Raw genomic sequence first — 26,437 nt, 5'->3', positions numbered from 1 at the left:
CTGCTTGAGTCCGCCACCATCGCTACCGGGCACCGCGATCGGCGCGGCGTCGCGCCTGGCGCGTGATCAATTTCGACTGGTTGCTGATGTCCAAATCCACACAATCCCCCTTGTTCTCGCCGGTGCGCCTGGGCGCGCTGGAGCTTGCCAACCGCGTGATCATGGCCCCGCTGACGCGCAACCGCGCGGTCGCCGGCCAGGTGCCCTCGCCGCTTGCCGCTGAGTATTACGGCCAACGCGCCACCGCCGGCCTGATCGTGGCCGAAGGCACCCAGATCAGTCCGCTGGGCCAGGGTTACCTCGATACGCCCGGCATCTACACCAAGGAACAAATCGAGGGCTGGCGCGCCGTCACTGACGAAGTGCATCGCCGCGGCGGCAAGATCGTGCTGCAGCTGTGGCACGTTGGCCGCGTCTCGCACACCAGTGTGCTGCCGCCGGGCGAAGTGCCGGTTGCGCCCAGCGCCATTCGCGCCGAAGGCAAGACTTTCACCAAGAATGGATTCGAGGACGTGTCCGAGCCGCGCGCGCTGGCATTGGATGAAATCCCCGGCTTGATCGAGGACTACCGCATCGCGGCGCGCAACGCGATCGATGCCGGCTTCGACGGCGTGGAAGTGCATGCGGCCAACGGCTATTTGTTGGACCAGTTCCTGCGCGACAGCTCTAACCAGCGCACCGATGCCTACGGTGGCGATATCGAAAACCGTACCCGCCTGCTTGCCGAAGTGGTGCAGGCGATTGCCGATGAAATCGGCGCCGAGCGCACCGGCGTGCGCTTGTCGCCGGTGACCCCGGTGTACGGCGCGCACGACTCCGACCCGCAGCCGCTGTTCGAACGTGCGGTCGAGCGCCTGAACCTGATCGGCGGGCTGGCCTTCGTGCACGTGATCGAGGGCGCCACCGGCGGCCCGCGCGACAACATCGCCTTCGACTATGCCGCGCTGCGCGCCAAGTTCGACGGCGCCTGGATCGCCAACAACGGCTACGACCGCGGCATGTCCGAACAGGCCATCAGCAGCGGCTACGCCGATGCGATCGCCTATGGCCGCCCGTTCATCGCCAATCCGGACCTGGTGCGTCGCCTGCGCGAGAACGCGCCGCTGGCCGAGATCGACCAGGCCACCATGTACGGCGGCGGTGCCAAGGGTTACACCGACTACCCCGCTTTGCCGGAGTAATCGCCTGATCGGCCGCTGACCAGGCGACCGCACCTGCCGGCTGGCACGGTGCGGTTGCCGTGGGTGACGCCGATGCACTGCATGCTTGCTGTTGGCCGATAAGCAGCGACCGGTCTTGCATGCGCGCCGCTGGCCATGCGGCCGCTCGGTGATTGCCAGGCGGACCGCTGCCGGCATCCTGCACATCGCCTGCGCGCACCTGGTCGTGCGTTATTGGCATCGAGTTTTTTGCCGGTTGCCATGCGCGCCCGACACTCGTCACCCTGCATCATCTGATCCGCAACGCCACCCCATCACCACACGTGATTTCGCAGCGGCGCATGCGCGCTAACCGTCGCGATTGCCAGTACGCCAACGCTGCCGATGATGCAGCTATCTCATTGCCAAGGCTCTCGCGCATGCGACAGGGCTGCATGGTGGCGGCGGTGTATCCGCGCGATTAGCGCAACGGGCCTGCACTGCCCATCCGCAGGTGCGCTGCGCATTGGGGCCATAGCGCGCGCCAGCTTCGCGCCAACGCACACTGCCGCGCCACAGGGTCACCGCGCTTACGCCTTGCGCAGGAAACAGGTCTTCAACACCAGGCCCTTGATCTTTTCCGAGTTGCCCTCGATGTGCTCGGCATCGTCTTCGACCAGGCGAATGTTGCGGATCACCGTGCCCTGCTTGAGCGGGATCGAAGAGCCCTTGACCTTGAGATCCTTGATCACGGTCACCGTGTCGCCGGCCTGCAGCACGTTGCCGTTGCTGTCGCGCACCACCGTCGTGTCTGCCGCGGCATCGCCTGCGCTCCATTCGAAGCCGCAGTCGGCGCAGATCGACATCGCGCCGTCGGCATAGGTGTTTTCCAGTCCGCATTGCGGACAGGCGGGGACGGTAGGCATGCAATTCCTTGATCGAAGCGGGCGTGGATTGTAGCCGCCCGGGTGCGCGATCACGCACCCGGCACGGGGATGGGGCGATAGTGCGGCGCTTGTCGAATGCCCCGCAGGTCGCGCGTGTCCAATCAGCCAGTGTCCACTCCCCCGCGCACAACGCCGCCCTCCCCTCACACCCAACAAAGCGACCCCGCCGCCAGCGACAATGGCCCAGGCAAGCCCAAGGGTTCGCACGTGGTGGTGTACGTGGCACTGGCGGGCAATCTGGCCATTGCCGTGGCCAAGTTCATCGCCGCCGGCATTTCCGGCAGCTCGGCCATGCTCAGCGAGGGCGTGCATTCGCTGGTGGACACCGTCAACGAAGTGCTGCTGTTGTATGGCTTGCGCCGCGCTGCGCAGCCGCCCACCCCGACCCATCCGTTCGGTTACGGGCGCGAGCTGTATTTCTGGAGTTTCATCGTCGCCCTGCTGGTCTTCGCGATGGGTGCAGGCGTGTCGCTGTACGAAGGCATCGTGCATTTACGCAACCCCGAGCCGGCCAAGAGCCATCTGATTGCCTACTGCGTGCTCGGCGTATCGATCGTGTTCGAAGGCATTTCATGGGTGGTGGCGGTGCGCGAATTTCGCTCCAAGAAAGGCCGCATGGGCTATTTCCAGGCATTTCGCCAGAGCAAGGACCCCACCACCTTCACCGTGTTGCTGGAAGACAGCGCTGCGTTGATCGGCCTGCTGATGGCACTGCTCGGCCTGGCCGGAGCGCAATTGTTCGACATGCCCGAACTCGACGGCATCGCCTCGATCGGCATTGCCGGCGTGCTGGCGTTTACCGCGTTCCTGCTGGCGCGCGAAACCAAGGGCCTGCTGATCGGCGAGCCGGCGCATGCGCATGTTACCGACTCGCTACTGCGCATCGCCGCCAGCGACCCGGACGTGCGTGCGGCCAATGGCGTGCTCACCATGCAAATGGGCCCCAACCAGGTGGTGGCGGCGTTGAGCGCCGAGTTCGAAGACAGCCGCACCACACCGCAGATCGAGGCCTGCGTCGGGCGGATCGAAGCCGCCGCCAAGCAGCAACATCCCGAGCTCACCGCACTGTTCATCAAGCCGCAGACCCCGGAAACCTGGCGTGCACGGCGTGCGCAGATCGAGAGCGGAGCAGCGCCGGACTGAGGGAGACCGAAGCGTGCGGCATGCAGATGTCGTGAAGCATGCCCGTGGGTCACCGCGTCGCTGCGCGTTAGTCCATCGAACGCAGCGCCAACGCCGCAATCGCCGATCGCGCCGCGGACGGTCGGCCCAACGCACTCCACGCTCCACTCCGTCTTCGCGCTGAGGCAGCCGGCGCGAGCCTGGCCGTGGCGGTTGTGCCGCCAAGCTGATCCCCGCCTCAACCGCAAACCTGGCTGCGGTTGCATGATCCGGTGCGATTGCCTACGGTGTGCGTGCGGCACCTCTTCGCATCGTGAATCAGCCGATGCATTCCCCTCGATCACCCATTCATGGAGGTTTCCAATGGAAATCAGCCAGGGTCGCGTTGCGACCATCCACTACACCCTTTCCGACGACAACGGCCAAGTGCTGGACCGCTCCACGCCCGACACTCCGCTGAGTTATCTGCATGGCGCCGGCAACATCGTGCCCGGCCTGGAGCAGGCACTGGAAGGCAAGCGGCTGGGCGATACGTTCACCGCCGACGTCGTGCCCGAACAGGGCTATGGCCCGCGCCACGAGCAGCTCATCCAGCAGGTACCGCGCGATGCGTTTCCGAGCGATGTCGACGTGGTACCCGGCGTGCAGTTCGAGGCGCGCACGCAGCAGGGCCCGGTCCTGGTCACGGTGACCGAGGTTGGCCCCGATCAGGTCACCGTGGACGGCAACCACCCGCTCGCCGGGCAAACCCTGCACTTTGCGGTCGAGGTGGTGGCAGTGCGCGAGGCCACCACGCAGGAATTGAACGACGGTCACGTGGCCGAGCTGGCCGCCTGACCCGGCGCGCGCCGCGCGCCCTCCTGGCTGCGGCGCGGGCCAGTGCGCAACACAGCGCTCGCGCTGGGCCATGGCGTCACCGACGCTGCCGATCTCGACGGCAGGTGCGGCGGGCGTAGTAAAGTGCGCGGCCCGCTCCCAGGCCTGTCTGCATGAAACTCGGCATCGACTTCGGTACCAGCAACTCCGCCGCCGCGGCGATCGTCGATGGGCAAGTGGTGCCGGTGCGCTTCGGCGAGGCCTTGCAGTTCCGCACCACGGTGTATTTTCCCGAGACCATGCGCGACCCGGACGATTTCAGCCTGACGCCAGCGCTGGAGTACGAGGTAGAGCGGCTCATTGACTCGGGCCGCCGCGATGCATTGGCCGCCGGCCGCACCCCCAACACCGACAGCCTGCGCCGCGATGCGATCCGCATCGTGCGGCGGCAGTGGATGGAAGAGCAGGTGCGTGAGCCACGCAGTTCCGCCGCCCTGCTGCAAAACGCCGTCTACGGCGACGAAGCGCTGGATGCGTATTTTCTCGAAGGCGAAGGCAGCCTGGTGCAAAGCCCCAAGTCGATGCTGGGCTACAACCTGCATCCGCGCGCACGCCAGACCATTACCGGCATCGCCACCCATGTGCTGGAACACATCCGGCTGACAGCCTCGCGCCAGTTCGACATCAACATCCGTCACGCCACGCTGGGCCGGCCGGTGCAATTTCGCAGTTCGATCGGTGAGGCCGGCAATGCGCAGGCGCTGGAGATCCTGCAGACCGCCGCGATCGCCGCCGGTTTCGACAGCGTGGACTTTCTCGAAGAACCTGCAGCGGCGGCGATGCATTACCACGTCAGCCATGACAGCCGCCACGACACCGTGGTGGTGGATATCGGCGGCGGCACCACCGACATTGCCCATGCCAGCGTCGGCGGCAGCGCTGCGCCGCAGGTACACCGTGCCTGGGGCATCGCGCGTGGCGGCACCGATATCGATCTGGCGTTGAGCCTGGCGGCCTACATGCCCCTGTTCGGCCGCGGCATCACGCGCGTGCCCACCCACCATTACGTGGAGGCGGCGATGGTGCAAGACATGACGCGACAGCGCGAATTCCGCCTGCACAAGTACCAGGAGGTGCCCGCCCCCTTCGACAAGCGTCTGCAGGCCTTGCAGGACACCGGCAACACCGCGCGCCTGTACCGCGGCGTGGAAGCCTGCAAGATCGCGCTCAGCGAGCTGGATCGGCACCAGGCCGCGCTCGACTTCATCGAGCGCGGCCTGAGCGTGGAGGTGCAGGCCGATGCATTGGTTGGGTCCGCTTCCAGTTATCTGGGCGAACTGGCAGGGCTGCTGGCACAGGTGCGCGCCGACATGGCCGCCGCACCGACGACGGTGTTCCTCACCGGCGGCATGTCGCGGGCGGGCTACATCCGCGAGACCGTGGCCGCTGCGTTCCCCGAATCGCGCCTGGTGCATGGCGATCCGTCATTCGGTGTGGTCCAGGGATTGGCCTGGGCTGCCGCGCAGGTAGTCCACTCGTCGGACGATTAACACGCGCTGCAACGTCATCCCCTATAATGCGCGGTTGCTGCTCGACGCCCCGTCGTCTTGCCTGCAACGGCACGTACACCGTGCCGCCGCGACGGCGCACCGAACGCCGCCGCACTCTCGACACCGCTTCCGCGCGCGCCACCCTAGCCGCACGCGGTGTCACCGCACTTCCCCGCTACAGGAGGCCACATGGCACGTCCCGCGACCAAGCAGAAATCCCAGCCCAGCATCGCTCGCAGCGAAGGTAAGTCGCAGCCGCTCAGTCGTGAGCGCATCGCTGCCGACATCGCCGCGTTCCGCAAGACCGGCGGCCGGATCGAAGTGCTCACCACCAACTTCGGCCCGGCGCGCAACGACGGCGACAAGAGCGCCTAACGCCACCAACACCGCGGCAGGTTTGCAATGCATGTTGCCGCGAAGTTGGATTGTTGTATCAACGTGCCACCGCAAGGTGGCATGTTTGTGTCTGGCGTCCGCCGATGTCATTCATACGCATCGCGCAGGACTGCAACTCCAATGCGACCTCGTGTCGCTTCTGGCGATGACCCGCACAATGACTTCGCACAGGCCGCCGATGCGTGGCAACCGAACGCTGCGGACGCGTCGGCGCCTTGCACTGCATCCGCGCAAAAACTCCAGGCGTGTACCCACGACTCCATCCGCATGCGCGCGTAGGCATGCATTGAACGCATGCAATCTGCCGCACTTCTGCGTTCGCAGACGAGCATGCATTCACTCTGCACACCGACAGCGCAGAGTTGGCCCGCTACAATGGATTCCCCTTTGATTCTGCACGCCGTGATGCCTGCCTCCGATGCGTTGCCCGCCATGATCCGCAGCCTGTTGCCCCATTGGAATCCCGAATGGCTGGCGATTGCGGTACCGACGGTCAAGATCGTGCTGATCCTGGCAGTTGCCGCGTTGGTCCGCCTGCTGCTCCGGCAGTTGCTGCGGCGGCTGTGCACGCGTTACAGCGTGCCCGCCGAAATGATGATCGGCATCCGCCGCGTCGGCAGCTTCGTCATTTCGGTCAGTGCCTTGCTGATGGTGCTACGGGTCATCGGCGTCTCGGGCGGCACGTTGTGGACCGCATTCACCGGGTTCGCAGCCGTCGGCGCAGTGGCGTTCTTCGCTGCATGGAGCGTGCTGTCCAATATCTTCTGCACATTCCTGATCATCACCACGCGGCCATTTCGCCTGCACGATCACATCGAGGTTCTCGAAGGCGGCGACAAGCCCGGCTTGAAGGGACGTGTGATCGATATCAACGTGATCTACACCACGCTGGAAGAAACCGGCGAGCGTGCCGGCAGCGTACTGCAAGTTCCCAACAGCCTGTTTTTCCAGCGCACGACGCGTCGCTGGCGCGAGACCGGCAGCTTCAACGCCAACTAGGCGCAAGGCCAAGACGCGGTACTGCGGCGAGTTCGCCAGTGGCAGAACCCATACACGGCGATATCGGCAAGCGGCAACCTTCGACGACCGCAGTAGGCTCCACTGCGGCGCACGCTTGCGATAGCGGCGCCGTCTGCGGGGATTGCAGTCGCGGTCGCATCGCGGGCATGACCCATCAGCCACTCAACGCAGCTGACTGTCCTTGCTGCCGCGACGGTTGTAGCCGCTTTGCCCAGCCTGCTCCAGGTCATGCGCCTCTTGGCAGTGCACGCACAAGTGCACGCCGGGCACCGCCTTGCGGCGCGCCTCGGGAATCGGTGCCTCGCACTCTTCGCAGTGCGTCAGGCTCGGGCCGTGATGCAACTGACTCCGCGCGCGCTTGATCGCATCGTCGACAGTGGCATCGATCTGGTCCTGTACCGCTCCATCACCCGCCCATCCGGTCGCCATGATCGCCATACCTCGCTGGTCTGGACACATATATGGTCACTCGCGCAGGCAAATCCAAGCCGCGTGTGCACAGTACGCTCAAGCTGGTTGAACTAGCATCAAATCAACACCGCCGGCCGCCGCGCGCGGCAGTGACCAGTACTCCGCCATCCGCACCCACGAAGGAACAGCAATGGAACAGCCCGTCCACCCGTTTTCCGAACTCTTCGCCCAGCTTGGCCTGCCGTCCGACGAAGCCAGCATTCGCAGCTTCATTGCCGAGCACTCCCCGCTGCCGGGCGATATGCGCCTGGAAGAAGCGCCGTTCTGGACGCCTGCCCAATCCCAGCTATTGCGTGAAGAACGCCTCGACGATGCCGACTGGATCGTGACCATCGATCAGCTCAATATCGCCCTGCATACCACTGCCGACGATACCGGCGTTTGAGCCAGGCACGCGCTCGCGTGCGCCACGCTTGAGATCGCCTGCGGCTGACATGCTTGCCAGCGCATTGGTGAAAAAAAGGAGCGGCCAATGGGCCGCTCCTTTGCATCGCAGGCAGGACAGCGGGCAGCCACGCGCGTGCCCGGCCGTGCAACCTGCGTCAGGTCACTTTCTTGGCAATCGTCATGCCCAGCACGAACAGCACGATGGCGATGATGATGCCCGCCCAGAACAGGAACTTGGCGATACCCATCGCCGCGCCGGCCATGCCGCCGAAGCCCAGCGCACCGGCGATCAAGCCGATAATTGCGAAAATAATGGCCCACTTGATCATGATGTTGTCTCCTCATCGGCACCGTGCCGTTGTTCGATCGTGTGCTTGCGGCGCAGCGCCGCAGAACATGCACCGCACGCTACCGATTCGAATGTGCCGCACTCGTGAATACGCCTGACACACACTGCAATACACGCGTTGCATTCAGAGAGGAAGCGCCGTGTCCACGCGAGCGCACGCGCCCCTGGAGGGATCATCGCAGCTGCGCGCGGGGCCGTCCTTGCACGACGAAACACCACATGCGCATGGCATCGTGCAAGCCGCACTGGGCGCAACAGATGCACGCGCTTGCCGCATCGACTCTCAGCGCGCATGCGCGGCTGGTTCGTAGTCACGCATCTGCACGGATGGATTGGTCAGTGGCCGACACATCGGCGATCATGCGCGCCTGCCCGCGACAGATCGCCATGGACACTCTTCGCTACCTCACCGGCTACCCGCCCGCCGTCCTGGATCAGGTGCGCGAGCTGATCGCCCAGGACAAACTCGCCACCGTACTGGCGCGACGCTACCCCGACCGGCACGCGATCCGCACCGATCGCCATCTCTACGAGTACGTCAAGGCGATGAAAGAGCGCTACATGCGCTCATCGCCGACCCTGCACAAGGCGACGTACGACAATCATCTGCACGTGGTCAAGCACGCCCTGGGCACGCATACGGCGATCTCCCGCGTGCACGGCGGCCGCCTGAAGGCCAGCCGCGAGATCCGCATCGCGTCGGTGTTTCGCGACGCGCCGGAGCCGTTCTTGCAGATGATCGTGGCGCACGAACTGGCGCACCTGAAGGAGGCCGATCACAACAAGGCCTTCTACCAGCTCTGCAACCACATGACTCCGGACTACCATCAGCTGGAATTCGATCTGCGCCTGTATCTGACGCAATTAGCCCTGTCTGGCGATCGCTGAGCGTGCAGGACACGCGCAGGACTTGGCGCGGCTGACCGAACCACTGCGCTCACCGACAGGCGGGCGCGCACGCCATCGGTGCCCGGAATCGGCAAGTCTCCTTCGCACACTCTCGTACACTGCAGTTCCGAGCGCGCCGCCCACCTCCACCTGACGACCGCTCGCCACGTGGTGTTGGCCACTTTAGGATGCGCGCATGCAGCCCTCCTCTTTTGCAGACCTCACCCGCGCGGCGCAACGCCAGCAACCCGGCGCGATCAACGCGCTGGCCCAGGCGCTGGTGCGTGCCGGCCAACCGGAAGAAGCGCTTGTCTGGTATTTGCGCAGCGCGGCCGCCGGCGATGCGCTGGCGCAGGTCGAAGCCGGGCGCATGCGGGCCTATGGCGTCGGTTGCGAGGTGGACGTCGGTCAGGCGCGTGCGCACTGGGAGCTGGCCGAGCGGCAGGGCGCGGCAGCAGCACGCTATTTGCTGGCGACCCTGGCTGTGGGAGAGCAGCCGCTGACCCTGGCCGGCACTGCGCAGGATCGACTGCAGTCGGCAGCCAATGCCGACTACCCGCCAGCACTACGCGCCATCGCCATCCAGCACGGACGTGTGGCGCATCCGGAGCGGCAACGGCAGTGCGTCGCCTTGCTGGAACGCGCGGCGGCCGGCGGCGATGCCGTGTCGGCCGCCCTGTTGGCCGAGCGCCTGCTGCGCGGCGAAGGCGTGCCGCCCCAGCCCGATGCCGCTGCACAGCTCTTGCAGCAGTTGCAGCCCCTGGGCATGACCGCGCTACCGCCGGTGGACGTCGCGCCGCCGGACCCCGCAGACGACACCGCCGGTCACCGCATCGCATTCGCGCCGCGTGTTGGCCCGGTGCGACGCCACACAGCCCCACGCATCGAAGAATATGCCGCAGTCCTGTCGGCCGACGAATGCCGCTTGCTCATGCTGCTGGCGCGACCGCATCTGCGTGCCTCGAAGGTGATCGATCCCAACGATGCCAGCACCGGGCGCGCGCCGGTCCGCACCAGCCACGGCGCGACATTGGACCCCATCATCGAAGACTTCGCCGCGCGTGCCGCACAGTCGCGGTTGGCGGCCTGCGCGCAGCTCCCGCTCGCCCACGCAGAACCACTCTCGGTGTTGTGTTACGCACCGGGCGAGCAGTACCGCGCGCACCGTGACTACCTGCCGCCCGGAACGATCGCCGCCGACCGCCCCACCGCCGGCAACCGCCAGCGCACCGTCTGCGTCTATCTCAACGACGTCGGCGCCGGTGGCGAGACCGAATTCCCGGTCGCCGGCGTTCGCGTGCGGCCACGTCCCGGCACACTGGTCTGCTTCGACAACCTGCATGCCGATGGCCGCCCGGACGCCGATTCGCTGCACGCCGGCCTGCCGGTCACGGCAGGCAGCAAATGGTTGGGGACGCTGTGGTTCCGCCAGCAACGCTACCGGGATTGGTGAACAGATTCATACACACCCCCCTGCCGACGTGGTTTAAAATGTTGCAGCGCGACGTGATCGGACAGGATCTGCAAACGTCGCGTTTTTTGTTTCCCACGGCACGGGTGCACGCCCGGCTTCAGGGAAGGCACATCACGCAGCCCCGCGGAGCCTTCGATGCTTTTCGAAACCCTCGATACCACCGGCCACGAGCAGGTGATTTTCTGTCACAACCGCGACGCCGGGCTCAAGGCGATCATCGCCCTGCACAGCACGCGCCTTGGGCCAGCGTTGGGTGGCGTGCGGATGCGCCCCTATGCCAGTAGCGAGGCGGCACTCAACGACGCGCTGCGGCTGAGCCGCACCATGACCTACAAGAACGCCCTGGCCGGCCTGAATGTCGGCGGCGGCAAGGCGGTCATCATCGGCGACCCTCGGACCGACAAGACCGAAGCGCTGTTCCGCGCGTTCGGCCGGTTCGTCGATACCCTCGGCGGGCGCTACATCACCTCCGAGGACGTCGGCACGGACGTCAATGACATGGAGCAGATCTACCTGGAAAGCGAGTACGTCACCGGTGTGCACCAGGTGCACCGCGGCTCCGGCGACCCTGCCCCGTTCACGGCCTACGGCGCCCTGCAGGCACTGATGGCCTCGCTCAACCGCAAGCTCGGCCACGAAGAAGTCGGCAAGGCCAGCATTGCGATCCAGGGGCTGGGCCATATCGGCATGGAGTTGGTGAAGCTGCTCAAGGAGCGCGGCGCAAAACTCTATGTGGCCGACCTGAATCAGGCGCTGGTGGACCGCGCAGTGGCCGAATACGGCGCAGAAGCGGTGCGCCCGGATGAAATCCATCAGGTATCGGCCGACGTATTTGCTCCCTGCGCGCTGGAAGGCGCCATCAACGAAGACACGCTGCCGCAGCTCAAGGCCAAGATCATCTGCGGCACCGCCAACAACCAGCTTGCCAGCGCCGCCATCGGCGAAGAGCTGCACCGGCGCGGCATTTTGTATGCACCCGATTACGTGGTGAATGCCGGTGGGGTGATGAATGTGTCGCTGGAGATCGACGGCTACAACCGTGAGCGTGCGATGCGGCTGATCCGCAGCATCTATCACAACCTGGAAAAGGTCTTCGATCTATCCACGCAGCTGGACGTTTCGCCGCAGCAGGCGGCCGATCAGATTGCCGAAGCGCGCATTGAGGCCATCAGCAAACTCAAGCTGCCGCTGGGTCGTACTGCGCCGCGCTTCCTGCACAAACTACGCGGCGAGTAACTGGCAACAGATAGATTGGGCGTAGCGATCAGCGCAGTACGAGATTGCCGCTGAAAACGCCACGCCCGGGCATTGCGCCCGGGCGTCATGCACGCCGATCAGAAATCGGCGCTGTACTTCAGGCTCAACGCACGGTCGTCGCCGCGCTCGCCCACCCGCTGGTCGTAACCGAAACGCAGCTGGCTCTGCTGGCCAAGCGGTGCTGCAGCGGTGATGCCGAACAGACCCCCCGAACGTGCGGGCTGCATGCCACGCAGCGGCGCCCACGCATCCACCCCCACGAAGCTGGCATCTAGCGTCAAGCCATCGCTGCTCAGCGCCTGCTGCCATTCCGCATAGCCGCCCAGCTGGATACCGCGCCAGCGATACGCCGATCGCACACCGGCAAGCGCCTGCGTGCGCGATGACGTACTCGCGTCGGCACGCAAGCCGAAGCCATCGCCGCCGCTTTCGCGGAAACCGTCGCTGCGCAAACGCACGTAATCCAGGCCCATATACGGCGTCAGGCTTGCATGCGCGCCACCCAGGCGGTACCCGGTTTCCAGATTGCTGCTGAGGTAACTGCCGCTGTAGTCGCTGAAGGCGCTGCTGCGGTCTTCGCCCAGCTGCAGGGTGCGCTCGATCTGCCGATTGACGTTGCCAAAGCCCACCTGGCCCAGCGTGTACGCAGCGCCCAATGTCGTGCCCCAATACAGCTGCGCCTGCACCTGACGATCGCGCCCGCGTGCCCCATCCAGGTCGCCCAGACTACTGGAGCGCGTTTCGCCGAACGCAAAACCGGTGACCGCACCGGAAGCCAGACGCACATCGTTGCCCATCATCCAGCCGGAGGTGGCAAAGCCCGAAGTAGTTGCACCGCCCTCGCCCGGCCCGCCGAGTGCCCGTTGCCAGTTGCCCAACAGACGCGGCTGTTGCGAGAGCCCATCGAAATGCGCTGCCAGCGCGCGGCGACCCAGATCGATGGTGTCGAAGGTCATCGCCGCAGAGTCGGCATGCGCACGGCCGGACAGGCTGCGCAGCGAATCCGCCGCGACCTTGGCGGTTGGCGATTGTTGCAAGGCAGCTGCAGCGCGAATGAAGCCGCCGCTGAGCGCACCATTGCCCTGGAACTGCTGCGCATCAACCTGCTGGAACGCCTGCTCGACGCGGATGGCCGAATCCATCGACGCGGTGCCGATCGCGCCCAGCGACGCAGCGACCGCGGTGACATCCATGCGCTGCAGCGACACATACGCGGTGTTGGCGTCGTAACTGCGCGTGGCGCTCAGAAAGGTCACCGCCGGCCCGCTGCTCAGCGTGTCGAATGTGCCTTGCAAGCCATTGGTCGCCTGCAGCACCGCGTAGGTCGTGTTGTTGGCGACATAGTCGCGCCGACCGAGCAATTGCAGGTCGCCGGCGATGGTCGCCGTGCCCGCGACATTCAACCGGTCACCCACATTCAGTGCCAGGCGACCATTGCTGGCCTGCGTGTAGTTGCCGGCAATGGAGGCGGTCGCGCCGTTGACCTGCAAGGTTCCGGCGTTGTCGACCCGACCACCGATGTTGCCCGCGCCAACCAGGCGCGCGCCATTGGCGACGCTCACTCGCGCACTCTGCAAACTGGCGGTCTGCAAGGTGCCGCCAAGGACCTGGGTGTCGCCGCTGAAGGTATTGGCCGTGCTGCTCAATACCAAGGTGCCGGTGCCGCGCTTGGTCAGGCCGCCGGTGCCACTGATGTCGTTGGCCCAGGTCGAACGCAGGGTCGTGACATTGACATCCACCGTGCCCCAATCAAAGCGTGCCGGCCCCAATACTGCCTTGCCGACGTTGAGCAGGCCGTAGCCGAAGACCGGATCCACGCCCGCAGCCCCCAAGTCGGTGGCGGTTCCCAGCAGCGTCTGGCGCACCAGATCATTGTTGAAATACGGAAATGCCTGCCACACCAGCGCAGCCGCACCGGAGACCAGCGGCGCTGCGAACGAGGTGCCGCTGCCGTAGAAATAACGGATGTTGCCGGCAGTGGCGTCCGGGTCGATGAACAGCGAAGTGCCTGGCGCGACCAGGCAGTAGCGCATCGCCACACCACAGGCGTTGGAGTACGACGCCAGTTGCGTCGGGTTGGCGGTATCCAGCGCGCCGACCACCAACCAACCGCGCTCCAGATCGGCCGCCGGTAGCGTCCCGTTCGGGCCAGGCTGACTGGGCAGCGCCGCCGTATCGGAGGGCTGCGAGCGCGATTCATTGCCCGACGCGAACACCACCAGCCCATCGTTGCTGAGGATGAAAGGGCGGTATTCCTGGGCAATCTGATTGGTCACCGTCGGGTCGTTCCAATACAGGCCGCCCCACGAATTGTTCATGATGCGCACACCGGCACTGATCAGATCGGCATGCACCGGCCCCAGACCGAGCGGTTCATCGACCTCGTTGCCGTCGCCGCTGCCGTCATCGTCCGGCGCACGGTCGCTGATGATGCGCGCAGACACCAGGCCCGCACCCGGCGCGATGCCGCCGGGCCATTGCCCGACCGCACGCCCGGCGGCCAGCTCGGCCACCACGGTCCCGTGCCCGACCACATCGCCCACTGCGGTGTTGTTGGTGCGTGGATCCACATAGATGAAGCTGTCGCTGACGCGTCCCTGCAACGCCGGATGATTGGCATTGATGCCGGTATCGATGACACCGATGCGGTACCCCGCGCCGGTAAAGCCAAGCGCCTGAGCCGCACGCGCGTTGGTCAGCGCCAGATGCGCATCGATCGCCGGCTCCGGCGTCGTTGGCGTTGTCACCGGTGGCGGCGGTGATGTTGGCGGCGGAGGCGGTGGTGGCGAGGTCACCGGCGGTGCGGCCGGGGTGCTTGGACGGATACCACCTCCGCCACCACCACCGCCACACGCGGTCAACGCAACAGCCAGCGCCGAGGCCAGCACGGTCCTGGCGACGTCTTGCTTCTTCATTGGTGTTCTCCCCGAACCCATTCCATGGATGGGGCCCAATCGGGCCCGAATAACGCTTTGCTTACTTTAATCGGAAAGCGTGCGCGTGGGGCGCGTGCTGGCGCGGCGCCGCCATGAGGCAGATAATCGTTTCACTTTAAACGGTATCTGCTCATGTCCGACATCGTCATCGTTGCTGCCAAACGTACTGCCATCGGCTCGTTCCTCGGCCAATTCAACGCGGTGCCGGCACCCACGCTTGCCGCGGCTGCCATCCGGGGGGCGCTCGCGCAATCGGGTATCGCGCCTGCCGATATTTCCGAAGTCATCGTCGGCTGTGTGCTGCCGGCCAATCTCGGCCAGGCACCTGCGCGCCAGGCCGCGATTGCCGCAGGCATTCCTACCTCGACCGGCGCCACCACCATCAACAAGGTGTGCGGCTCGGGCATGAAGGCGATCATGTTGGGACACGACCTGATCAGGGCCGGCTCGGCCAGCATCGTGGTGGCCGGCGGCATGGAGTCGATGAGCAATGCCCCGCATCTGCTGCCCAACTCGCGCACCGGCAACCGCTACGGCAATTTCCAGGCGGTCGATCACATGGCCTGGGACGGCCTGACCAACCCGTATGACGGCCAGGCCATGGGCGTATTCGGCGAAGCCACTGCGGAGAAGTTCGGCTTCAGCCGCGCCGACCAGGATGCGTTCGCGATCGCCTCGGTGGAACGCGCGCAGGCGGCGCAGCGCAGCGGCGCGTTTGCCGACGAAATCGTGCCGGTGACGGTCGCCACGCGCAAGGGCGAAGTCGTCGTGGACAGCGATGAGCAGCCGGGCAAATCCGACGTGGCCAAGATTCCGACGTTGAAGCCAGCCTTCAAGAAGGACGGCAGCGTGACCGCGGCCAGTTCCTCGAGTATTTCCGATGGCGCGGCAATCACCGTACTGATGAGCGCGGACGACGCGCAACGCCGCGGCGTGACGCCGCTGGCGCGCATCGTCGGCCATGTCACCCACTCGCAGGAGCCGGAATGGTTCACCACCGCACCGGTCGCTGCGATTCAATCGCTGCTCGGCAAGCTCGGCTGGCAATTGGACGATGTGGACCTGTTTGAAATCAACGAAGCCTTCGCCGTCGTGGCGATGGCGCCAATCAAGCAACTTGGCATCGCGCACGACAAGGTCAATGTGCATGGCGGCGCCTGCGCATTGGGTCATCCGATCGGTGCATCCGGCGCGCGTTTGGTGGTGACATTGGTGAACGCGTTGCGCAGCCGCGGAGGCAAGCGCGGAATCGCAACGCTATGCATCGGCGGCGGCGAAGCGACCGCCATCGCTATCGAATTGATTTAATTATCTTTAACGGCGATTTTGCAAAACTGAATGCGCGTGCGCTTGACACTCGTCTTGTGGCCGTCATCATGTCGGGGGCGCGCAATAGCGCGTTGCCTAATCTAACGACGAGGATTGAAACAATGACCATCAACAAGCTGCTGATCGCAATGGCTCTGGGCCTGGCCCTGACCGCTTGCTCGAAGCCGGAACAGGCTCAGGACGCTGCTGCTTCGGCTAACGAAGCTGCTGCCGACGCTCAGACCGCTGCCGACCAGGCTGCTGCCTCGGGCTCGCAGTCGGCTGACGCCGCTCAGGCTGCTGCCAACACCGCTGCTGCTTCGGCCGACACCGCTGCTGACGCTGCTCAGGCTGCTTCCGGCGCCGCGACCGACGCTGCTGCTGACCAGGCTGCCGACGCTGCCAAGACGGCTGAAGACACCGCCAAGGCTGCTAAGGACACCGCAGAAGAAGCCAAGAAGTAATCACTTCTTGACTCCAAGCGAGTTCGGAAAAAGCCGCTGGTTTCCAGCGGCTTTTTCTTTGCCTGCGATTCAAACCTCGCACGCCGTGCCCGCCGACAGGAACACGAACAACCTGCGAGATTGCGCCTGTCTCCCCGGCGGCTGAATGGCCGGCTGCGCATTGACGCAGACTGCATCGCCTCCTGCATAAGCTCCGGCTTCCAACACCGGAACAGGAACAGGACCACCCATGAAGACGATCCACATGCTGTCGTTGAACGCCATCGCCGCCCTTACCCTTGCTGCCTGTCAGGGCCCGGACGCCGAGCAGGCCCGCCGCGATGCCGCTTCTGCCGCCAAGCACGCCGCCGCCGCGACCGAACAGGCCGCCGACCGCGCGGCAGTGGAAGCGAAGGCCGCCACCGCCGACGCACGCGTGGCTGCGCGCGAATTGGCCGCAGACGCCAGCCGCGCCACCGCCAATGCAGCCGATGCCACCGCCGACAAGACGCGCGAAATGGCCAACAAGGCCGAACAGAATGCCGACAAGCACGACGCCGACCACGCGCAGCACTGAGTCCGTCCCCCCCCTTTCGCAGCACCCGCAACGCGCCGGCCATGTGCCGGCGCGCTTGTCTCGGCCGACGGATGGCTCGTGTTGTCGAGGCCGGCAGGCTAGCATTCGCATATGTCCTCTTCTTTTACGTCGCGCCGCCGCAACCAGCTGGCGCTGATTTTTTCTGCGCTGATCTTCGTCGTCATCGGAATCGGCATCTTCGTCGGTGCCCGCCGTTCGCTGGCCGATGCCGCGCTGGTGTCGCACACCCACGAGGTGATCGGGCGGGTCGACGAGATCCAGGCGCGCCTGCTCGATGCCGAGTCGGCGCAGCGCGGCTTCCTGCTCACCGGCAACGACGCCTACCTGCTGGGCTACCAAACCAGTGTCGAACGTCTGCCGATCCTGCTGGACAACCTGCGCCGCCTGATCGTCGACAACCCCGCACAGGAGCAGCACCTGGCGCAGTTGCAACGGCTGGTGGAAACCCGCCTGCGGCAGATTCAGCACGTGCTCGACATTTATACGCAAAGTGGGCTGGAGCCGGCACGTGCCGACATCCGGCAGAGCGCCTTCCGCACCACCAGCGCGATCCGCGAGCTGGCATTGGCGATGGTGCAGCGCGAACAGGAGCTGCTGGCACAACGCGCGCGAAGCAGCGAACAAAGCGCCAACCTGTTGCTGGCACTGGCATTGGCCGGCATTCCGTTCGGGCTGTTGGTGGTGGGCATGGTCTATGCGCTGTTGATGCGCGAACTGCGCCACCGCGCGCAGGCAGAACAGCTGGCGGCGCAGGCCAATCGCGAGTTGGGCGAGAGCATCGAGGCACTGCAGCGCAGTACCGCCGATCTCAACCTGCTCAGCCGTTACACCGGCCTGCTGCAGAGCTGCATCAGTGCCGAAGAAGCGTTGATGGTCAGCAGCCGTACCCTGGCCGGCCTGCTGCCGGGCGTGGCGGGAAGCGTGTACCTGCTGCGCGCCTCGCAGGACCGCGCTGAGGCGATCAGCCACTGGGGCGAGCCGCTGGTGCGCAGCGCGCCGCATCTGTCGCCCGAGCAGTGCTGGGCGCTGCGCCGCGGCCAGCCGCATATCGTCCAAGACCTGGGCCGGGATGCGCTGTGTGCGCATATCGAAGAACCCGCACACGATGCATCCGTCACCACCGCGTGCCTGCCGATGTCGGCGCAAGGCACCCAGCTCGGGTTTCTGTTCCTGTCTGCCGCCGGCCCGGGGCCGATGCCGCGGCTGGAAATCGCCGAGGCGGCCGCCGAACAGTTGTCGTTGGCGCTGAGCAACCTGCGCCTGCGCGAGTCGCTGCGCCGGCAGTCGATCCGCGATGCGCTGACGGGGCTGTATAACCGCCGCTATCTGGAAGAATCGCTGAGCCACGAGTTGGCGCGGTGCGCACGGCGTGGTCTGCCGTTGTCGGTCTTGATGCTGGACGTGGACCATTTCAAGCAGTTCAACGACAGCCAGGGCCATGCCGGCGGCGACCTGTTGCTGGCAGCGGTGGGCGAATTGCTGCTGACCCGCCTGCGCGCCGAGGATGTGGCATGCCGCTACGGCGGTGAGGAATTCACCGTCCTTCTGCCCGAAGCCGATGGCGAAGAAGCCATGCGCGTGGCCGAGCAGATTCGCAGTTACATCGCCGCGCTGGCGGTCAGCGACGGTGCGCGCGCCTTGCCGAAGGTGACTGCCTCGATCGGCGTGGCCAGCTTCCCTGCCGATGGCGAACAGGGTGCGAGCCTGATCCAGAAAGCCGACGCAGCGCTGTATCGTGCCAAGCATGCTGGGCGCAACCGGGTCGAGCGATACGGTGCTGCTACAGACAGTGCGGACTGAAGGCAGCTGACAAGGCCACGGCGGGCAGCCAGGCGCGGCCGCGCCCGAAGCCGGGAGGTAGCACGCGGAGACTGTGGCCCTGGTGCGCCGCGCGCACCCACTTGACGGCTGCTCGCAGCGTTTGCCGACAGCTTCGTAACGCGCGCCGTCCATCCCGGTTTGCGGAGTTCGTCACACAAAAGATCCAGTTGCGCAGCGATAGTCGGCCTCGACCCCTAAAGCGAGGCAGTCCGATGTCGATGTGGCGCGATCAAGGTCCCAATAAGAAAGACGGCGTTCCGGTCACCCCCGAGGTTCCTGCGGCCGATGGCAGGCTCTTCACCGCCGAGGCCAGCCCCGCGCCGCCGGTGCCCGCCGCCGCAGCGCCCAGCGTCGCGCCGGCAGCTGTGGCCACGCAGCGTCACAGCGAAGCGAAAGAGTCGCTGATCGCTGCCGACATCAGCATCGAAGGCAAGATCGAAGGCGCCGGCCATGTGCGTCTGGCCGGCCGCTTCAAGGGCGATGTCAACGTCAAGGGCGATCTGACCATCGAACGCGGCGCCAAGCTCAATGGCGGCGTGCGCGCCAACAAGGTGATCATCGCCGGCGAGCTGGAGGGCAACATCGAATCTGCCGCGCAGGTCGAACTGCAGACGTCCGGTGTGTTGGTCGGCGATGTCAAGGCCGGCAGCCTCACGGTGGCCTCGGGTGCGCGCATGCGCGGCCAGGCCGATTTCGGCTGGGGCGATGATGGCGGCAAGCCGGTCACTGCCAGCAAGCCAGTGGTCAGCGGAGACAGCGACGCCACATGAGTGCACCTCGCCCGGGCACGCCCGGCGCCACGCGCAGCTGCCCGCACTGCAAGGCGACGATCCTGGAAAGCGCCAGCGTCTGCCCTGCGTGCAAGCACCACCTGCGCTTCGATTCGGCGGCTGCGCAACACGCGCAGCCGGCGCCGATCGTGCCGCTCAAGGTCGACGGCACCATCCGCCACCCGGCCGACGGCGATCCGTGGGAATACACGGTGGTGGTGGTGGTGCGCAACGGGAAGGGCGAGGAGATCCGTCGCCAGGTGGTCGATGTCGGCGCCATGCACGGCGGCGAAGAACGCGGCTTCACCCTGGCGGTGGAAGCGAGCGCGGTGCGTTCGCCCGGGCGGCGTACGCGGCATTGAGAACAGCTGACAAAACGACTGCGCAGCGGCCAGGCGGGCGCGGCCGGTGCTCGGAATCGGCATGTACCACGCGTACACCGCGGCTCCTTCGTAGCGTCCACGCCACCTGACGGCCGCTCGCTACGTTTTGTTGGCCGCTCTGAGGCGTCCACGATCCACGCGGCCGCCAACACTCTAAACGCGCACTGCCGGACGAACGTGGCGGTGAGTTCATTGGTATGTGCCACGTGCACCCGTAGCCTCCTCGCACCGTCCACGCCCGTCCGGCGGCTGCTCGCGAGGGAGTGGCACCTGCCGGTAAGCGCGCGCCGCGCGAAGGCACCGCCGCACGCGGTTCCCATTCTCAGGATCTGCACACCGGCTTGGCCAGAGTTGCCGCATGCGCAACGGCAACGATGAGACATCTCACACACGCGGCGATCTGGTGGTGCTCGGGCCGGAGGGCCTGTATTGCCCGCAAGGCGATTTCCATATCGACCCGTGGCGGCCGGTGCCGCGCGCGGTGATTACGCATGGTCACGGCGACCACGCCCGCAGCGGCATGGGCGAGTACCACTGCACGCGCGAGAGCCTGTCCATCCTGCAATGGCGTCTGGGCGAACAGGTCTATCACACGCATGCGGACGCTGAAGCGTTTCAGTTGGGGCGTGCGCGCGTGTCGCTGCATCCGGCCGGACACGTGCTGGGATCGGCGCAGGTGCGCATCGAAGTGGATGGCGAGGTCTGGGTCGCCTCCGGCGACTACAAGCGCCAACCCGACCCCACCTGCAAGCCGTTCGAAGTGGTGCCATGCGACACCTTCATTACCGAAGCGACCTTCGGCCTGCCGGTGTACCGCTGGCCCGACACCTCCCAGGTTGCGGCCGATATTTCTGCCTGGCGCCGCGAATGCGCCGAACGCGGCGAAGCGGCCATCCTGTACTGCTATGCGCTGGGCAAGGCGCAGCGCGTATTGGCCGAATTGCGCGCGTGGGAGACGCAGCCGGCATTGCTGCATGGCGCGGTCGCGGCGGGTGTGGAGGTCTATCGCCAGGCGGGCATCCCGATGCTGGATACCCAGCCGGTCAGCGAGCATGCGCGCGGCGCCGACTATGCCGGGCAATTGGTCATCGCGCCGCCATCGGCGGCCGGCAGCGCCTGGATCCGCCGTTTTCGCAGCGCACAGCAGGGTTTTGCCTCCGGCTGGATGCGCATCCGCGGCAATCGCCGCAGGCGCAATTACGATCGGGGCTTTGTGGTCTCCGACCATGCCGACTGGCCCGATCTGCTGCGCACCATCGAAGAAACCGGCGCGCAGCGCGTCATTGCCACCCATGGCAATACCGATGCATTGATCCAACACTTGCGGGAACGCGGCGTCGCAGCAGAAGCCTTCCGCACCGATTTCGGAGCCGAGGAATGAACCCGCTGCCCGCACGTCGTTACGTTCGCGCGCGTCCGCGCATTCGCTTGAGCGGCGCGCTCGCGTTCCGCCGTCATGCCTTGGCGTTTTGCGTGCATCGCAACGCGCCAGCGGCCACCATCGGCCCACCGCGACCGCTGCGGCGCCCACGCGTGCTTGCCGCGTTTACCCGACGCGCACTGGAGCTGCGTGCTGCCGACAGGCGCGCAGCGACACAGGCGCTGCCGTGAAGCGTTTCGCGGCGTTGTACCGCACCCTGGACCGCAGCACCGGCACGCTCGACAAGCGCGCTGCGCTGGTTGCGTATTTCCGCGATGCGCCCGCGCTGGACGCGGCATGGGCGCTGTATCTGCTGGCCGGTGGCAAGGTGGCCAGCGCGCGCATGCGCATTGCCAGCAGCGGCGAACTGCGTGAATGGATCACCGACACCGCCGGCGTTGCCGATTGGCTGGTCGCCGACAGCTACGACCATGTCGGCGATCTGGCCGAAACCCTGGCCTTGCTGCTGGACGACCCGGTCGCCGAGGCGGCCGATCTGCCATTGGCAGAATGGATCGAACAGCGGCTGCTGCCGATCGCCAACCAGGACGTGCAAGTCCGCAAGGCCTGCATCGTGCAGGCGTGGCGCAGCCTGGCCTTCGACGAGCGGCTGGTGTTCAACAAGCTGCTGACCGGCGCATTGCGGGTTGGGGTGTCGCAACGGCTCGTGCAGCAGGCGCTGGCCGAATTGTCGGGCGTGGATATCGCGCGCATTGCGCAGCGCATGCTCGGCAGTTGGCGGCCGCATCCAACCTATCTTGCAGACCTGTTGACCAGCGAAGAACTGCCCGGCGACCGCCAGCAGCCCTATCCGTTCTTTTTGGCATCGCCGCTGGAAGCGGAGGTCGACACGCTGGGCCCCATCGACGACTGGCTGCTGGAATGGAAATGGGACGGCATCCGCCTGCAGCTGATTCGCCGCGCCGGCGAAGCGGCGCTGTGGTCGCGCGGCGAAGAGCGTCTGGATGGACGTTTCCCCGAAATCGAACACGCCGCACTGCAATTGCCGGACGGCACCGTCATCGATGGCGAGCTGCTGGCCTGGCAACCCGAACAGCCCCTGCCAATGCCGTTTACCGCGTTGCAGACGCGCATCCAGCGGCTCAAGCCCGGGCCCAAGACCTTGGCCGCCGCACCGGCGCGCGTGGTGGCCTACGACCTGCTGGAACTGGCGGGCGAAGACCTGCGCGAGCGCCCGTTGCAGGAGCGGCGCGCACTGCTGGAAGGCGTGCTCGCCACGCTGGCAGATCCGCGCATCGTTGCCTCGCCGCTGGTGCAGGTCAGCGATTGGCAGGCCGCAGCGCACGTGCGCGTGGAAGCGCGCGAACGCGGCGTGGAGGGGCTGATGCTCAAGCGCGCCAGTTCGGTGTATCAATCCGGTCGCCGTCGCGGCGATTGGTGGAAATGGAAGATCGACCCACTGACCATCGACGCGGTGCTGCTGTACGCGCAGGCCGGCCACGGCAGACGCAGCACGCTCTACACCGACTACACCTTCGGGCTATGGCACGAGGGCCAACTGGTGCCGATCGCCAAGGCCTATTCGGGCCTGGACGACAAGGAAATTCTTCAACTGGATCGCTGGATCCGTGCCAACACCACCGAGCGCTTCGGCCCGGTGCGCGCGGTCACCGCCCATCATGTGTTCGAGCTGGGATTTGAAGCGGTGAACCGCAGCGCGCGGCACAAGTCCGGCATCGCGGTGCGCTTCCCGCGCATCCTGCGCTGGCGTCACGACAAGCCGATGGCCGAAGCCGATCATCTGAGCACCCTGCAGGCACTGGCGCGGTGAGCGTCACGCAGCACACGTATGGCACGCCACTGCAACAGTGGCGTGCCTGGTTCGCGCAGCGCGGCTGGGCGCCACTGCCGTTTCAACGCGATGTGTGGAAGCGCTATCTCGACGGCGAATCGGGCCTGCTGCATACGCCCACCGGCAGCGGCAAGACGCTGGCGGCATTTGGCGGGCCGTTACTGGAGGCATTGGCCGCGCGTGGGCGCAAATCCCCGCGCAAACCGGGCAAACCCACCTCCCCTGCGCGCCGCCAGCCGCAACGCAATCTGCAAGTGTTGTGGATCACGCCACTGCGTGCACTGGCCGCCGACACCGCACGCGCGCTGCGCGAGCCGGTGGACGCATTGGGGCTGGATTGGCAGGTGGGCCTGCGTACCGGCGATGCCAGCGCGCGCGACAAGCGGCTGGCACGCAGCGGCAAGCTCGACGTGCTGGTCACCACGCCCGAATCGCTGGCATTGCTATTGTCGTATCCGGATACCGCGCCGCAGCTGTCGGCATTGCGCTGTGTGATCGTCGACGAATGGCACGAGCTGCTGGGCAACAAGCGCGGCGTGTTGCTGCAATTGTGTCTTGCGCGCTTGCGCGGATGGACGCCGCACCTGCGCATCTGGGGGCTGTCGGCGACGCTTGGGAACTTATCGCAGGCACGCGATGTGCTGTTGCCGCATTGCCCCGAGGCGGCGCTGGTCTCCGGCGTCAAACCGCGCACCATGACGCTTGAAACCTTGCTGCCGGACAGTGGCGAGCGCTTTCCCTGGGCAGGCCACCTTGGTCTGGCGCAACTGGCGCGCGTGCTGCAAAAGATCATGCAACAGCGCACCAGCCTGGTGTTTACCAATACGCGCGCGCAGGCCGAGTTGTGGCATCAGGCCTTGAGCGCGGTGTGGCCGGAGGAGTTGACCACGCTGGCGCTGCATCACGGCTCGCTGGATCCATCGCTACGCGCGGCCGCCGAACGCGGGCTGGCCGACGGCAGCCTGCGCTGCGTGGTCGCCACCTCCAGCCTGGATCTGGGCGTCGACTTCCCGGCCGTGGATCAGGTGCTGCAGGTCGGCAGCCCGAAAGGCATCGCGCGCCTGCTGCAACGCGCCGGGCGCGCACGCCATCGCCCCGGCGAATCCGGGCACGTGGTGTGCGTGCCTTCGCATGCGCTGGAATTGGTCGAATACGCCGCGGCACGTCGCGCGCTGGTGCACGGCCATATCGAAGCGCGTCCACCGCCACGGTTGTCGCTGGACGTACTGGCGCAGCACTGCGTCACCCTCGCCCTCGGCGGCGGCTTCCACGCCGATGCGTTGTTCGAGGAAGTGCGCGGTACCGATGCCTTCGCCGCGCTGGAGAAAACCACCTGGAACGCGGTGCTGGATTTCATCGTGCAAGGCGGCAGCGCGCTGGCGCATTACCCGGACTTCCACAAGGTGGTGCGCGACGACGAGGGTCTGTACCGCGTGATCGACCGACGCGTCGCGCTGCGGCACCGGCTGTCCATCGGCACGATCACCAGCGACGGCAGCGTGCGCGTGCAGTTCCTGCGCGGCGGGCGGCTGGGCGCGGTGGAAGAACAATTCATCGGCCGCCTGCGCCGCGGCGACCGCTTCCAGTTCGCCGGCCGCCTGCTGGAACTGGTGCGCCTGGAAGACATGACCGCCTACGTGCGCGTGGCCAAGGGCGGCAGTGGCGTGGTGCCGAAATGGATGGGCGGGCGCATGCCGTTGTCGTCGGCGCTGGGCCGCGAGGTGGAAGCGGTGTTCGCCGACCCTGGCGATGCGCCGGAGATGCAGGCACTGGCGCCGTTGCTGCACCTGCAAGGCTCGCTTTCTTCGCTGCCTGGGCCGGACCATCTGCTGGTGGAAAGCGTCAAGGCGCGCGACGGCCGCCACGTCTTCGTCTACCCCTTCGCCGGCAGGCAGGTCAACGAAGGCCTGGCCGCGTTGCTCGCGGCACGCTGGGGCCGGCGCCAACGCAATACCTTCAGCTTCGCTGCCAATGACTATGGATTTGTGCTGTCGCCGGCGCAGGATGTCGACATCGATGCCGATGTACTGCAAGCCCTGCTCTCGCCGGTGGGCCTGTTCGACGATCTGCGCGACAGCCTCAATCTGGGCGAGTTGGCGCGCCGGCAATTTCGCGAGATCGCGCGCGTGGCGGGATTGTTGTCGCCCTCGTTGCCTGGCCGTGCGCCGCGCAGCCTGCGTCAGCTGCAGGCCTCCAGCGGCTTGCTGTACGACGTATTGCAACGCTTCGACCCCGATCACCTGCTGCTCGCCCAGGCCGAACGCGAAGTGTTCGAAGGCCAGCTCGAACTGGCGCGGCTTGCACATGCGCTGGAAGACTGCGCGCGCCGCGCGTTGCGCCTGTGCAAACCGCGCAGCCTCACACCATTATCGTTTCCGCTGTGGGCAGAACGCGTGCGTGGGCAACTGAGTACCGAAGACTGGAAGGCCCGCGTCTTGCGCGCTGCCCAACAACTGGAGCGCAAGCATGGGCGATAGCGTGCAGCTGCAGCTGGCCGGCGAAACCGTGGAATTGCTCGGCGAACGCGCGTTGTATCGGCCGGCACAACGTGCGCTGTTGATCGCCGATCTGCATCTGGGCAAGGCCGATGTGTTCCGACGTGCCGGCATCGGCTTGCCGGCCGGCGGCACCGCGCACGATCTGGAGCGGCTGGATGCGTTGCTCGATCAACGCGATGTCCAGGCGCTATGGATTTTGGGCGACCTCTTGCACGGCCCTGCCCCACGCGCGGCCTGGCACCGACGCTGGAGCGCATGGCGCGAACGGCATTGCGCGTTACGCGTGATCGCCATTCGCGGCAATCACGACCGCGCCCTGGCCGGTGCGGAGTTGCACATCGAAGCGGCCGGCGAACAGGTCGAAGATGGCCCGTTCGTGCTGCGCCACGACCCGTTGCCGCATCCCAGCGGCCACGTGCTGTGCGGGCATCTGCATCCATTGGCCAAGCTACCGGGGCTGTCGCGGCGCTGGCCGGCGTTCTGGTTGCGCGAGCGCGTCACCATCCTGCCGGCGTTCTCGCAGTTCACCGCAGGCATCGTGCCGACGCTGGCCGAAGGCGAGCGCCTGGTTGCCTGCGTGGAAGGCGATGCGCTGGCACTGCCGGTGCGTTAGCCAATGACGCACGCACCG

25 protein-coding genes and 2 other RNA genes are annotated in these 26,437 nt (G+C 66.1%); 23 read left to right on the top strand and 4 right to left on the bottom strand.

The features are described from left to right. Positions 1 to 62 precede the first annotated feature (62 nt). A complete protein-coding gene (locus ACDH77_RS06570; RefSeq protein WP_031421809.1) occupies positions 63 to 1,181 on the top strand; it encodes an alkene reductase in 1,119 nt (372 codons plus the stop codon). A gap of 548 nt (positions 1,182 to 1,729) precedes the next feature. Here ACDH77_RS06570 and ACDH77_RS06565 read toward each other — a convergent pair. Next, positions 1,730 to 2,065: a zinc ribbon domain-containing protein YjdM gene (locus ACDH77_RS06565; RefSeq protein WP_011346848.1), complete on the bottom strand. Its 336-nt coding sequence runs from the start codon at positions 2,063 to 2,065 to the stop codon at positions 1,730 to 1,732. 114 nt (positions 2,066 to 2,179) lie between these two features. On the opposite strand from ACDH77_RS06565, the gene ACDH77_RS06560 reads away from it, so the two are divergent. From ACDH77_RS06560 to ACDH77_RS06540, 5 genes are all read left to right on the top strand, one after another. Further along, a complete protein-coding gene (locus ACDH77_RS06560) occupies positions 2,180 to 3,229 on the top strand; it encodes a cation diffusion facilitator family transporter (RefSeq protein ID WP_071117412.1) in 1,050 nt (349 codons plus the stop codon). A 342-nt stretch (positions 3,230 to 3,571) separates the two neighbouring features. Beyond that, positions 3,572 to 4,045 carry a peptidylprolyl isomerase gene (locus tag ACDH77_RS06555; protein ID WP_031421807.1) on the top strand — a complete coding sequence of 158 codons (474 nt, stop codon included), beginning with the start codon at positions 3,572 to 3,574 and terminating at the stop codon, positions 4,043 to 4,045. 152 nt (positions 4,046 to 4,197) lie between these two features. Further along, a complete protein-coding gene (locus ACDH77_RS06550; protein ID WP_372353773.1) occupies positions 4,198 to 5,574 on the top strand; it encodes an Hsp70 family protein in 1,377 nt (458 codons plus the stop codon). 189 nt (positions 5,575 to 5,763) lie between these two features. Further along, a complete protein-coding gene (locus ACDH77_RS06545; protein WP_008578219.1) occupies positions 5,764 to 5,949 on the top strand; it encodes a hypothetical protein in 186 nt (61 codons plus the stop codon). A gap of 426 nt (positions 5,950 to 6,375) precedes the next feature. Next, positions 6,376 to 6,969 (top strand): mechanosensitive ion channel family protein, encoded by a 594-nt coding sequence (locus ACDH77_RS06540; protein WP_029818992.1) that lies wholly within the window; start codon positions 6,376 to 6,378, stop codon positions 6,967 to 6,969. A gap of 183 nt (positions 6,970 to 7,152) precedes the next feature. Here the strand turns inward: ACDH77_RS06540 and ACDH77_RS06535 are convergent, their stop codons facing one another. Next, the gene (locus ACDH77_RS06535) at positions 7,153 to 7,419 is read right to left on the bottom strand and encodes a DksA/TraR family C4-type zinc finger protein (RefSeq protein ID WP_011346842.1); all 267 of its coding nucleotides are present in this window, start codon (positions 7,417 to 7,419) and stop codon (positions 7,153 to 7,155) included. A gap of 172 nt (positions 7,420 to 7,591) precedes the next feature. On the opposite strand from ACDH77_RS06535, the gene ACDH77_RS06530 reads away from it, so the two are divergent. After that, positions 7,592 to 7,846, top strand: a complete 255-nt coding sequence (locus tag ACDH77_RS06530) for a DUF2789 domain-containing protein (protein WP_008578215.1) — start codon at positions 7,592 to 7,594, stop codon at positions 7,844 to 7,846. A 157-nt stretch (positions 7,847 to 8,003) separates the two neighbouring features. Here ACDH77_RS06530 and ACDH77_RS06525 read toward each other — a convergent pair whose 3' ends face one another. After that, positions 8,004 to 8,177: a DUF1328 domain-containing protein gene (locus tag ACDH77_RS06525; protein WP_003489471.1), complete on the bottom strand. Its 174-nt coding sequence runs from the start codon at positions 8,175 to 8,177 to the stop codon at positions 8,004 to 8,006. A 278-nt stretch (positions 8,178 to 8,455) separates the two neighbouring features. On the opposite strand from ACDH77_RS06525, the gene ACDH77_RS06520 reads away from it, so the two are divergent. The 4 genes from ACDH77_RS06520 (at position 8,456) to ACDH77_RS06505 (ending at position 11,795) form a co-directional block, all read left to right on the top strand. Further along, positions 8,456 to 9,085, top strand: a complete 630-nt coding sequence (locus tag ACDH77_RS06520; RefSeq protein WP_011346840.1) for a M48 family metallopeptidase — start codon at positions 8,456 to 8,458, stop codon at positions 9,083 to 9,085. 102 nt (positions 9,086 to 9,187) lie between these two features. Next, a non-coding RNA gene (locus ACDH77_RS06515) (sX9 sRNA) lies at positions 9,188 to 9,265 on the top strand. Between the two features lie 16 nt (positions 9,266 to 9,281). Then, the gene (locus ACDH77_RS06510; protein ID WP_031421806.1) at positions 9,282 to 10,538 is read left to right on the top strand and encodes a 2OG-Fe(II) oxygenase; all 1,257 of its coding nucleotides are present in this window, start codon (positions 9,282 to 9,284) and stop codon (positions 10,536 to 10,538) included. A 156-nt stretch (positions 10,539 to 10,694) separates the two neighbouring features. After that, the gene (locus ACDH77_RS06505; RefSeq protein ID WP_005924809.1) at positions 10,695 to 11,795 is read left to right on the top strand and encodes a Glu/Leu/Phe/Val dehydrogenase dimerization domain-containing protein; all 1,101 of its coding nucleotides are present in this window, start codon (positions 10,695 to 10,697) and stop codon (positions 11,793 to 11,795) included. Between the two features lie 98 nt (positions 11,796 to 11,893). Here the strand turns inward: ACDH77_RS06505 and ACDH77_RS06500 are convergent, their stop codons facing one another. After that, positions 11,894 to 14,731, bottom strand: coding sequence for a S8 family serine peptidase (locus tag ACDH77_RS06500; RefSeq protein ID WP_338338682.1), 2,838 nt, complete (start codon positions 14,729 to 14,731; stop codon positions 11,894 to 11,896). Positions 14,732 to 14,884: 153 nt separating this feature from the next. Here ACDH77_RS06500 and ACDH77_RS06495 point away from each other — a divergent pair, with 153 nt between their 5' ends. The 12 genes from ACDH77_RS06495 to pdeM all read left to right on the top strand — a co-directional run bounded on the left by ACDH77_RS06495 (position 14,885) and on the right by pdeM (position 26,419). Continuing rightward, positions 14,885 to 16,060: a thiolase family protein gene (locus ACDH77_RS06495; RefSeq protein ID WP_046937576.1), complete on the top strand. Its 1,176-nt coding sequence runs from the start codon at positions 14,885 to 14,887 to the stop codon at positions 16,058 to 16,060. A 122-nt stretch (positions 16,061 to 16,182) separates the two neighbouring features. Further along, on the top strand, positions 16,183 to 16,524 hold the full coding sequence (locus ACDH77_RS06490) for a hypothetical protein (protein WP_003489455.1): 342 nt from the start codon (positions 16,183 to 16,185) through the stop codon (positions 16,522 to 16,524). Between the two features lie 229 nt (positions 16,525 to 16,753). Continuing rightward, a complete protein-coding gene (locus ACDH77_RS06485) occupies positions 16,754 to 17,080 on the top strand; it encodes a hypothetical protein (RefSeq protein ID WP_008578208.1) in 327 nt (108 codons plus the stop codon). A 111-nt stretch (positions 17,081 to 17,191) separates the two neighbouring features. After that, entirely contained in the window at positions 17,192 to 18,901 is a 1,710-nt protein-coding gene (locus ACDH77_RS06480) for a diguanylate cyclase (RefSeq protein ID WP_014089702.1), read from the top strand. Between the two features lie 233 nt (positions 18,902 to 19,134). Continuing rightward, positions 19,135 to 19,692 (top strand): polymer-forming cytoskeletal protein, encoded by a 558-nt coding sequence (locus ACDH77_RS06475; protein ID WP_014089701.1) that lies wholly within the window; start codon positions 19,135 to 19,137, stop codon positions 19,690 to 19,692. Then, entirely contained in the window at positions 19,689 to 20,054 is a 366-nt protein-coding gene (locus ACDH77_RS06470) for a hypothetical protein (protein WP_008578205.1), read from the top strand. The genes ACDH77_RS06475 and ACDH77_RS06470 overlap by 4 nt, the downstream gene beginning before the upstream one ends. A 61-nt stretch (positions 20,055 to 20,115) precedes the next feature. Further along, a non-coding RNA gene (locus ACDH77_RS06465) (sX9 sRNA) lies at positions 20,116 to 20,190 on the top strand. Between the two features lie 243 nt (positions 20,191 to 20,433). Next, entirely contained in the window at positions 20,434 to 21,456 is a 1,023-nt protein-coding gene (locus ACDH77_RS06460) for a ligase-associated DNA damage response exonuclease (protein ID WP_031421797.1), read from the top strand. After that, a complete protein-coding gene (locus ACDH77_RS06455) occupies positions 21,453 to 21,686 on the top strand; it encodes a hypothetical protein (protein WP_029818981.1) in 234 nt (77 codons plus the stop codon). Before ACDH77_RS06460 ends, ACDH77_RS06455 begins: the two co-directional genes overlap by 4 nt. Further along, positions 21,683 to 23,287, top strand: coding sequence for an ATP-dependent DNA ligase (locus ACDH77_RS06450; RefSeq protein ID WP_031421796.1), 1,605 nt, complete (start codon positions 21,683 to 21,685; stop codon positions 23,285 to 23,287). The genes ACDH77_RS06455 and ACDH77_RS06450 overlap by 4 nt, the downstream gene beginning before the upstream one ends. Then, positions 23,284 to 25,785 (top strand): ligase-associated DNA damage response DEXH box helicase, encoded by a 2,502-nt coding sequence (locus ACDH77_RS06445; RefSeq protein WP_031421795.1) that lies wholly within the window; start codon positions 23,284 to 23,286, stop codon positions 25,783 to 25,785. Before ACDH77_RS06450 ends, ACDH77_RS06445 begins: the two co-directional genes overlap by 4 nt. Next, entirely contained in the window at positions 25,775 to 26,419 is a 645-nt protein-coding gene (pdeM, locus tag ACDH77_RS06440; RefSeq protein ID WP_031421794.1) for a ligase-associated DNA damage response endonuclease PdeM, read from the top strand. The genes ACDH77_RS06445 and pdeM overlap by 11 nt, the downstream gene beginning before the upstream one ends. Positions 26,420 to 26,437 lie beyond the last annotated feature (18 nt).

It is taken from the genome of Xanthomonas axonopodis pv. maculifoliigardeniae (genome assembly GCF_041519315.1).
GTDB classification, from domain to species: domain Bacteria; phylum Pseudomonadota; class Gammaproteobacteria; order Xanthomonadales; family Xanthomonadaceae; genus Xanthomonas; species Xanthomonas euvesicatoria.
This window is presented reverse-complemented; position numbering and strand designations above follow the sequence as displayed.

What these genes read in the sequence shown, in the direction of transcription:
- ACDH77_RS06490 (WP_003489455.1), top strand. Translation starts at nt 16,183, where the DNA reads ATGACCATCAACAAGCTGCTGATCGCAATGGCTCTGGGCCTGGCCCTG.
- pdeM (WP_031421794.1), top strand. Translation starts at nt 25,775, where the DNA reads ATGGGCGATAGCGTGCAGCTGCAGCTGGCCGGCGAAACCGTGGAATTG.
- ACDH77_RS06495 (WP_046937576.1), top strand. Translation starts at nt 14,885, where the DNA reads ATGTCCGACATCGTCATCGTTGCTGCCAAACGTACTGCCATCGGCTCG.
- ACDH77_RS06455 (WP_029818981.1), top strand. Translation starts at nt 21,453, where the DNA reads ATGAACCCGCTGCCCGCACGTCGTTACGTTCGCGCGCGTCCGCGCATT.
- ACDH77_RS06545 (WP_008578219.1), top strand. Translation starts at nt 5,764, where the DNA reads ATGGCACGTCCCGCGACCAAGCAGAAATCCCAGCCCAGCATCGCTCGC.
- ACDH77_RS06535 (WP_011346842.1), bottom strand. Translation starts at nt 7,419, where the DNA reads ATGGCGACCGGATGGGCGGGTGATGGAGCGGTACAGGACCAGATCGAT.
- ACDH77_RS06500 (WP_338338682.1), bottom strand. Translation starts at nt 14,731, where the DNA reads ATGAAGAAGCAAGACGTCGCCAGGACCGTGCTGGCCTCGGCGCTGGCT.
- ACDH77_RS06485 (WP_008578208.1), top strand. Translation starts at nt 16,754, where the DNA reads ATGAAGACGATCCACATGCTGTCGTTGAACGCCATCGCCGCCCTTACC.
- ACDH77_RS06520 (WP_011346840.1), top strand. Translation starts at nt 8,456, where the DNA reads ATGCACGCGCTTGCCGCATCGACTCTCAGCGCGCATGCGCGGCTGGTT.
- ACDH77_RS06550 (WP_372353773.1), top strand. Translation starts at nt 4,198, where the DNA reads ATGAAACTCGGCATCGACTTCGGTACCAGCAACTCCGCCGCCGCGGCG.
- ACDH77_RS06530 (WP_008578215.1), top strand. Translation starts at nt 7,592, where the DNA reads ATGGAACAGCCCGTCCACCCGTTTTCCGAACTCTTCGCCCAGCTTGGC.
- ACDH77_RS06480 (WP_014089702.1), top strand. Translation starts at nt 17,192, where the DNA reads ATGTCCTCTTCTTTTACGTCGCGCCGCCGCAACCAGCTGGCGCTGATT.
- ACDH77_RS06540 (WP_029818992.1), top strand. Translation starts at nt 6,376, where the DNA reads ATGCCTGCCTCCGATGCGTTGCCCGCCATGATCCGCAGCCTGTTGCCC.
- ACDH77_RS06475 (WP_014089701.1), top strand. Translation starts at nt 19,135, where the DNA reads ATGTCGATGTGGCGCGATCAAGGTCCCAATAAGAAAGACGGCGTTCCG.
- ACDH77_RS06505 (WP_005924809.1), top strand. Translation starts at nt 10,695, where the DNA reads ATGCTTTTCGAAACCCTCGATACCACCGGCCACGAGCAGGTGATTTTC.
- ACDH77_RS06525 (WP_003489471.1), bottom strand. Translation starts at nt 8,177, where the DNA reads ATGATCAAGTGGGCCATTATTTTCGCAATTATCGGCTTGATCGCCGGT.
- ACDH77_RS06460 (WP_031421797.1), top strand. Translation starts at nt 20,434, where the DNA reads ATGCGCAACGGCAACGATGAGACATCTCACACACGCGGCGATCTGGTG.
- ACDH77_RS06510 (WP_031421806.1), top strand. Translation starts at nt 9,282, where the DNA reads ATGCAGCCCTCCTCTTTTGCAGACCTCACCCGCGCGGCGCAACGCCAG.
- ACDH77_RS06470 (WP_008578205.1), top strand. Translation starts at nt 19,689, where the DNA reads ATGAGTGCACCTCGCCCGGGCACGCCCGGCGCCACGCGCAGCTGCCCG.
- ACDH77_RS06555 (WP_031421807.1), top strand. Translation starts at nt 3,572, where the DNA reads ATGGAAATCAGCCAGGGTCGCGTTGCGACCATCCACTACACCCTTTCC.
- ACDH77_RS06565 (WP_011346848.1), bottom strand. Translation starts at nt 2,065, where the DNA reads ATGCCTACCGTCCCCGCCTGTCCGCAATGCGGACTGGAAAACACCTAT.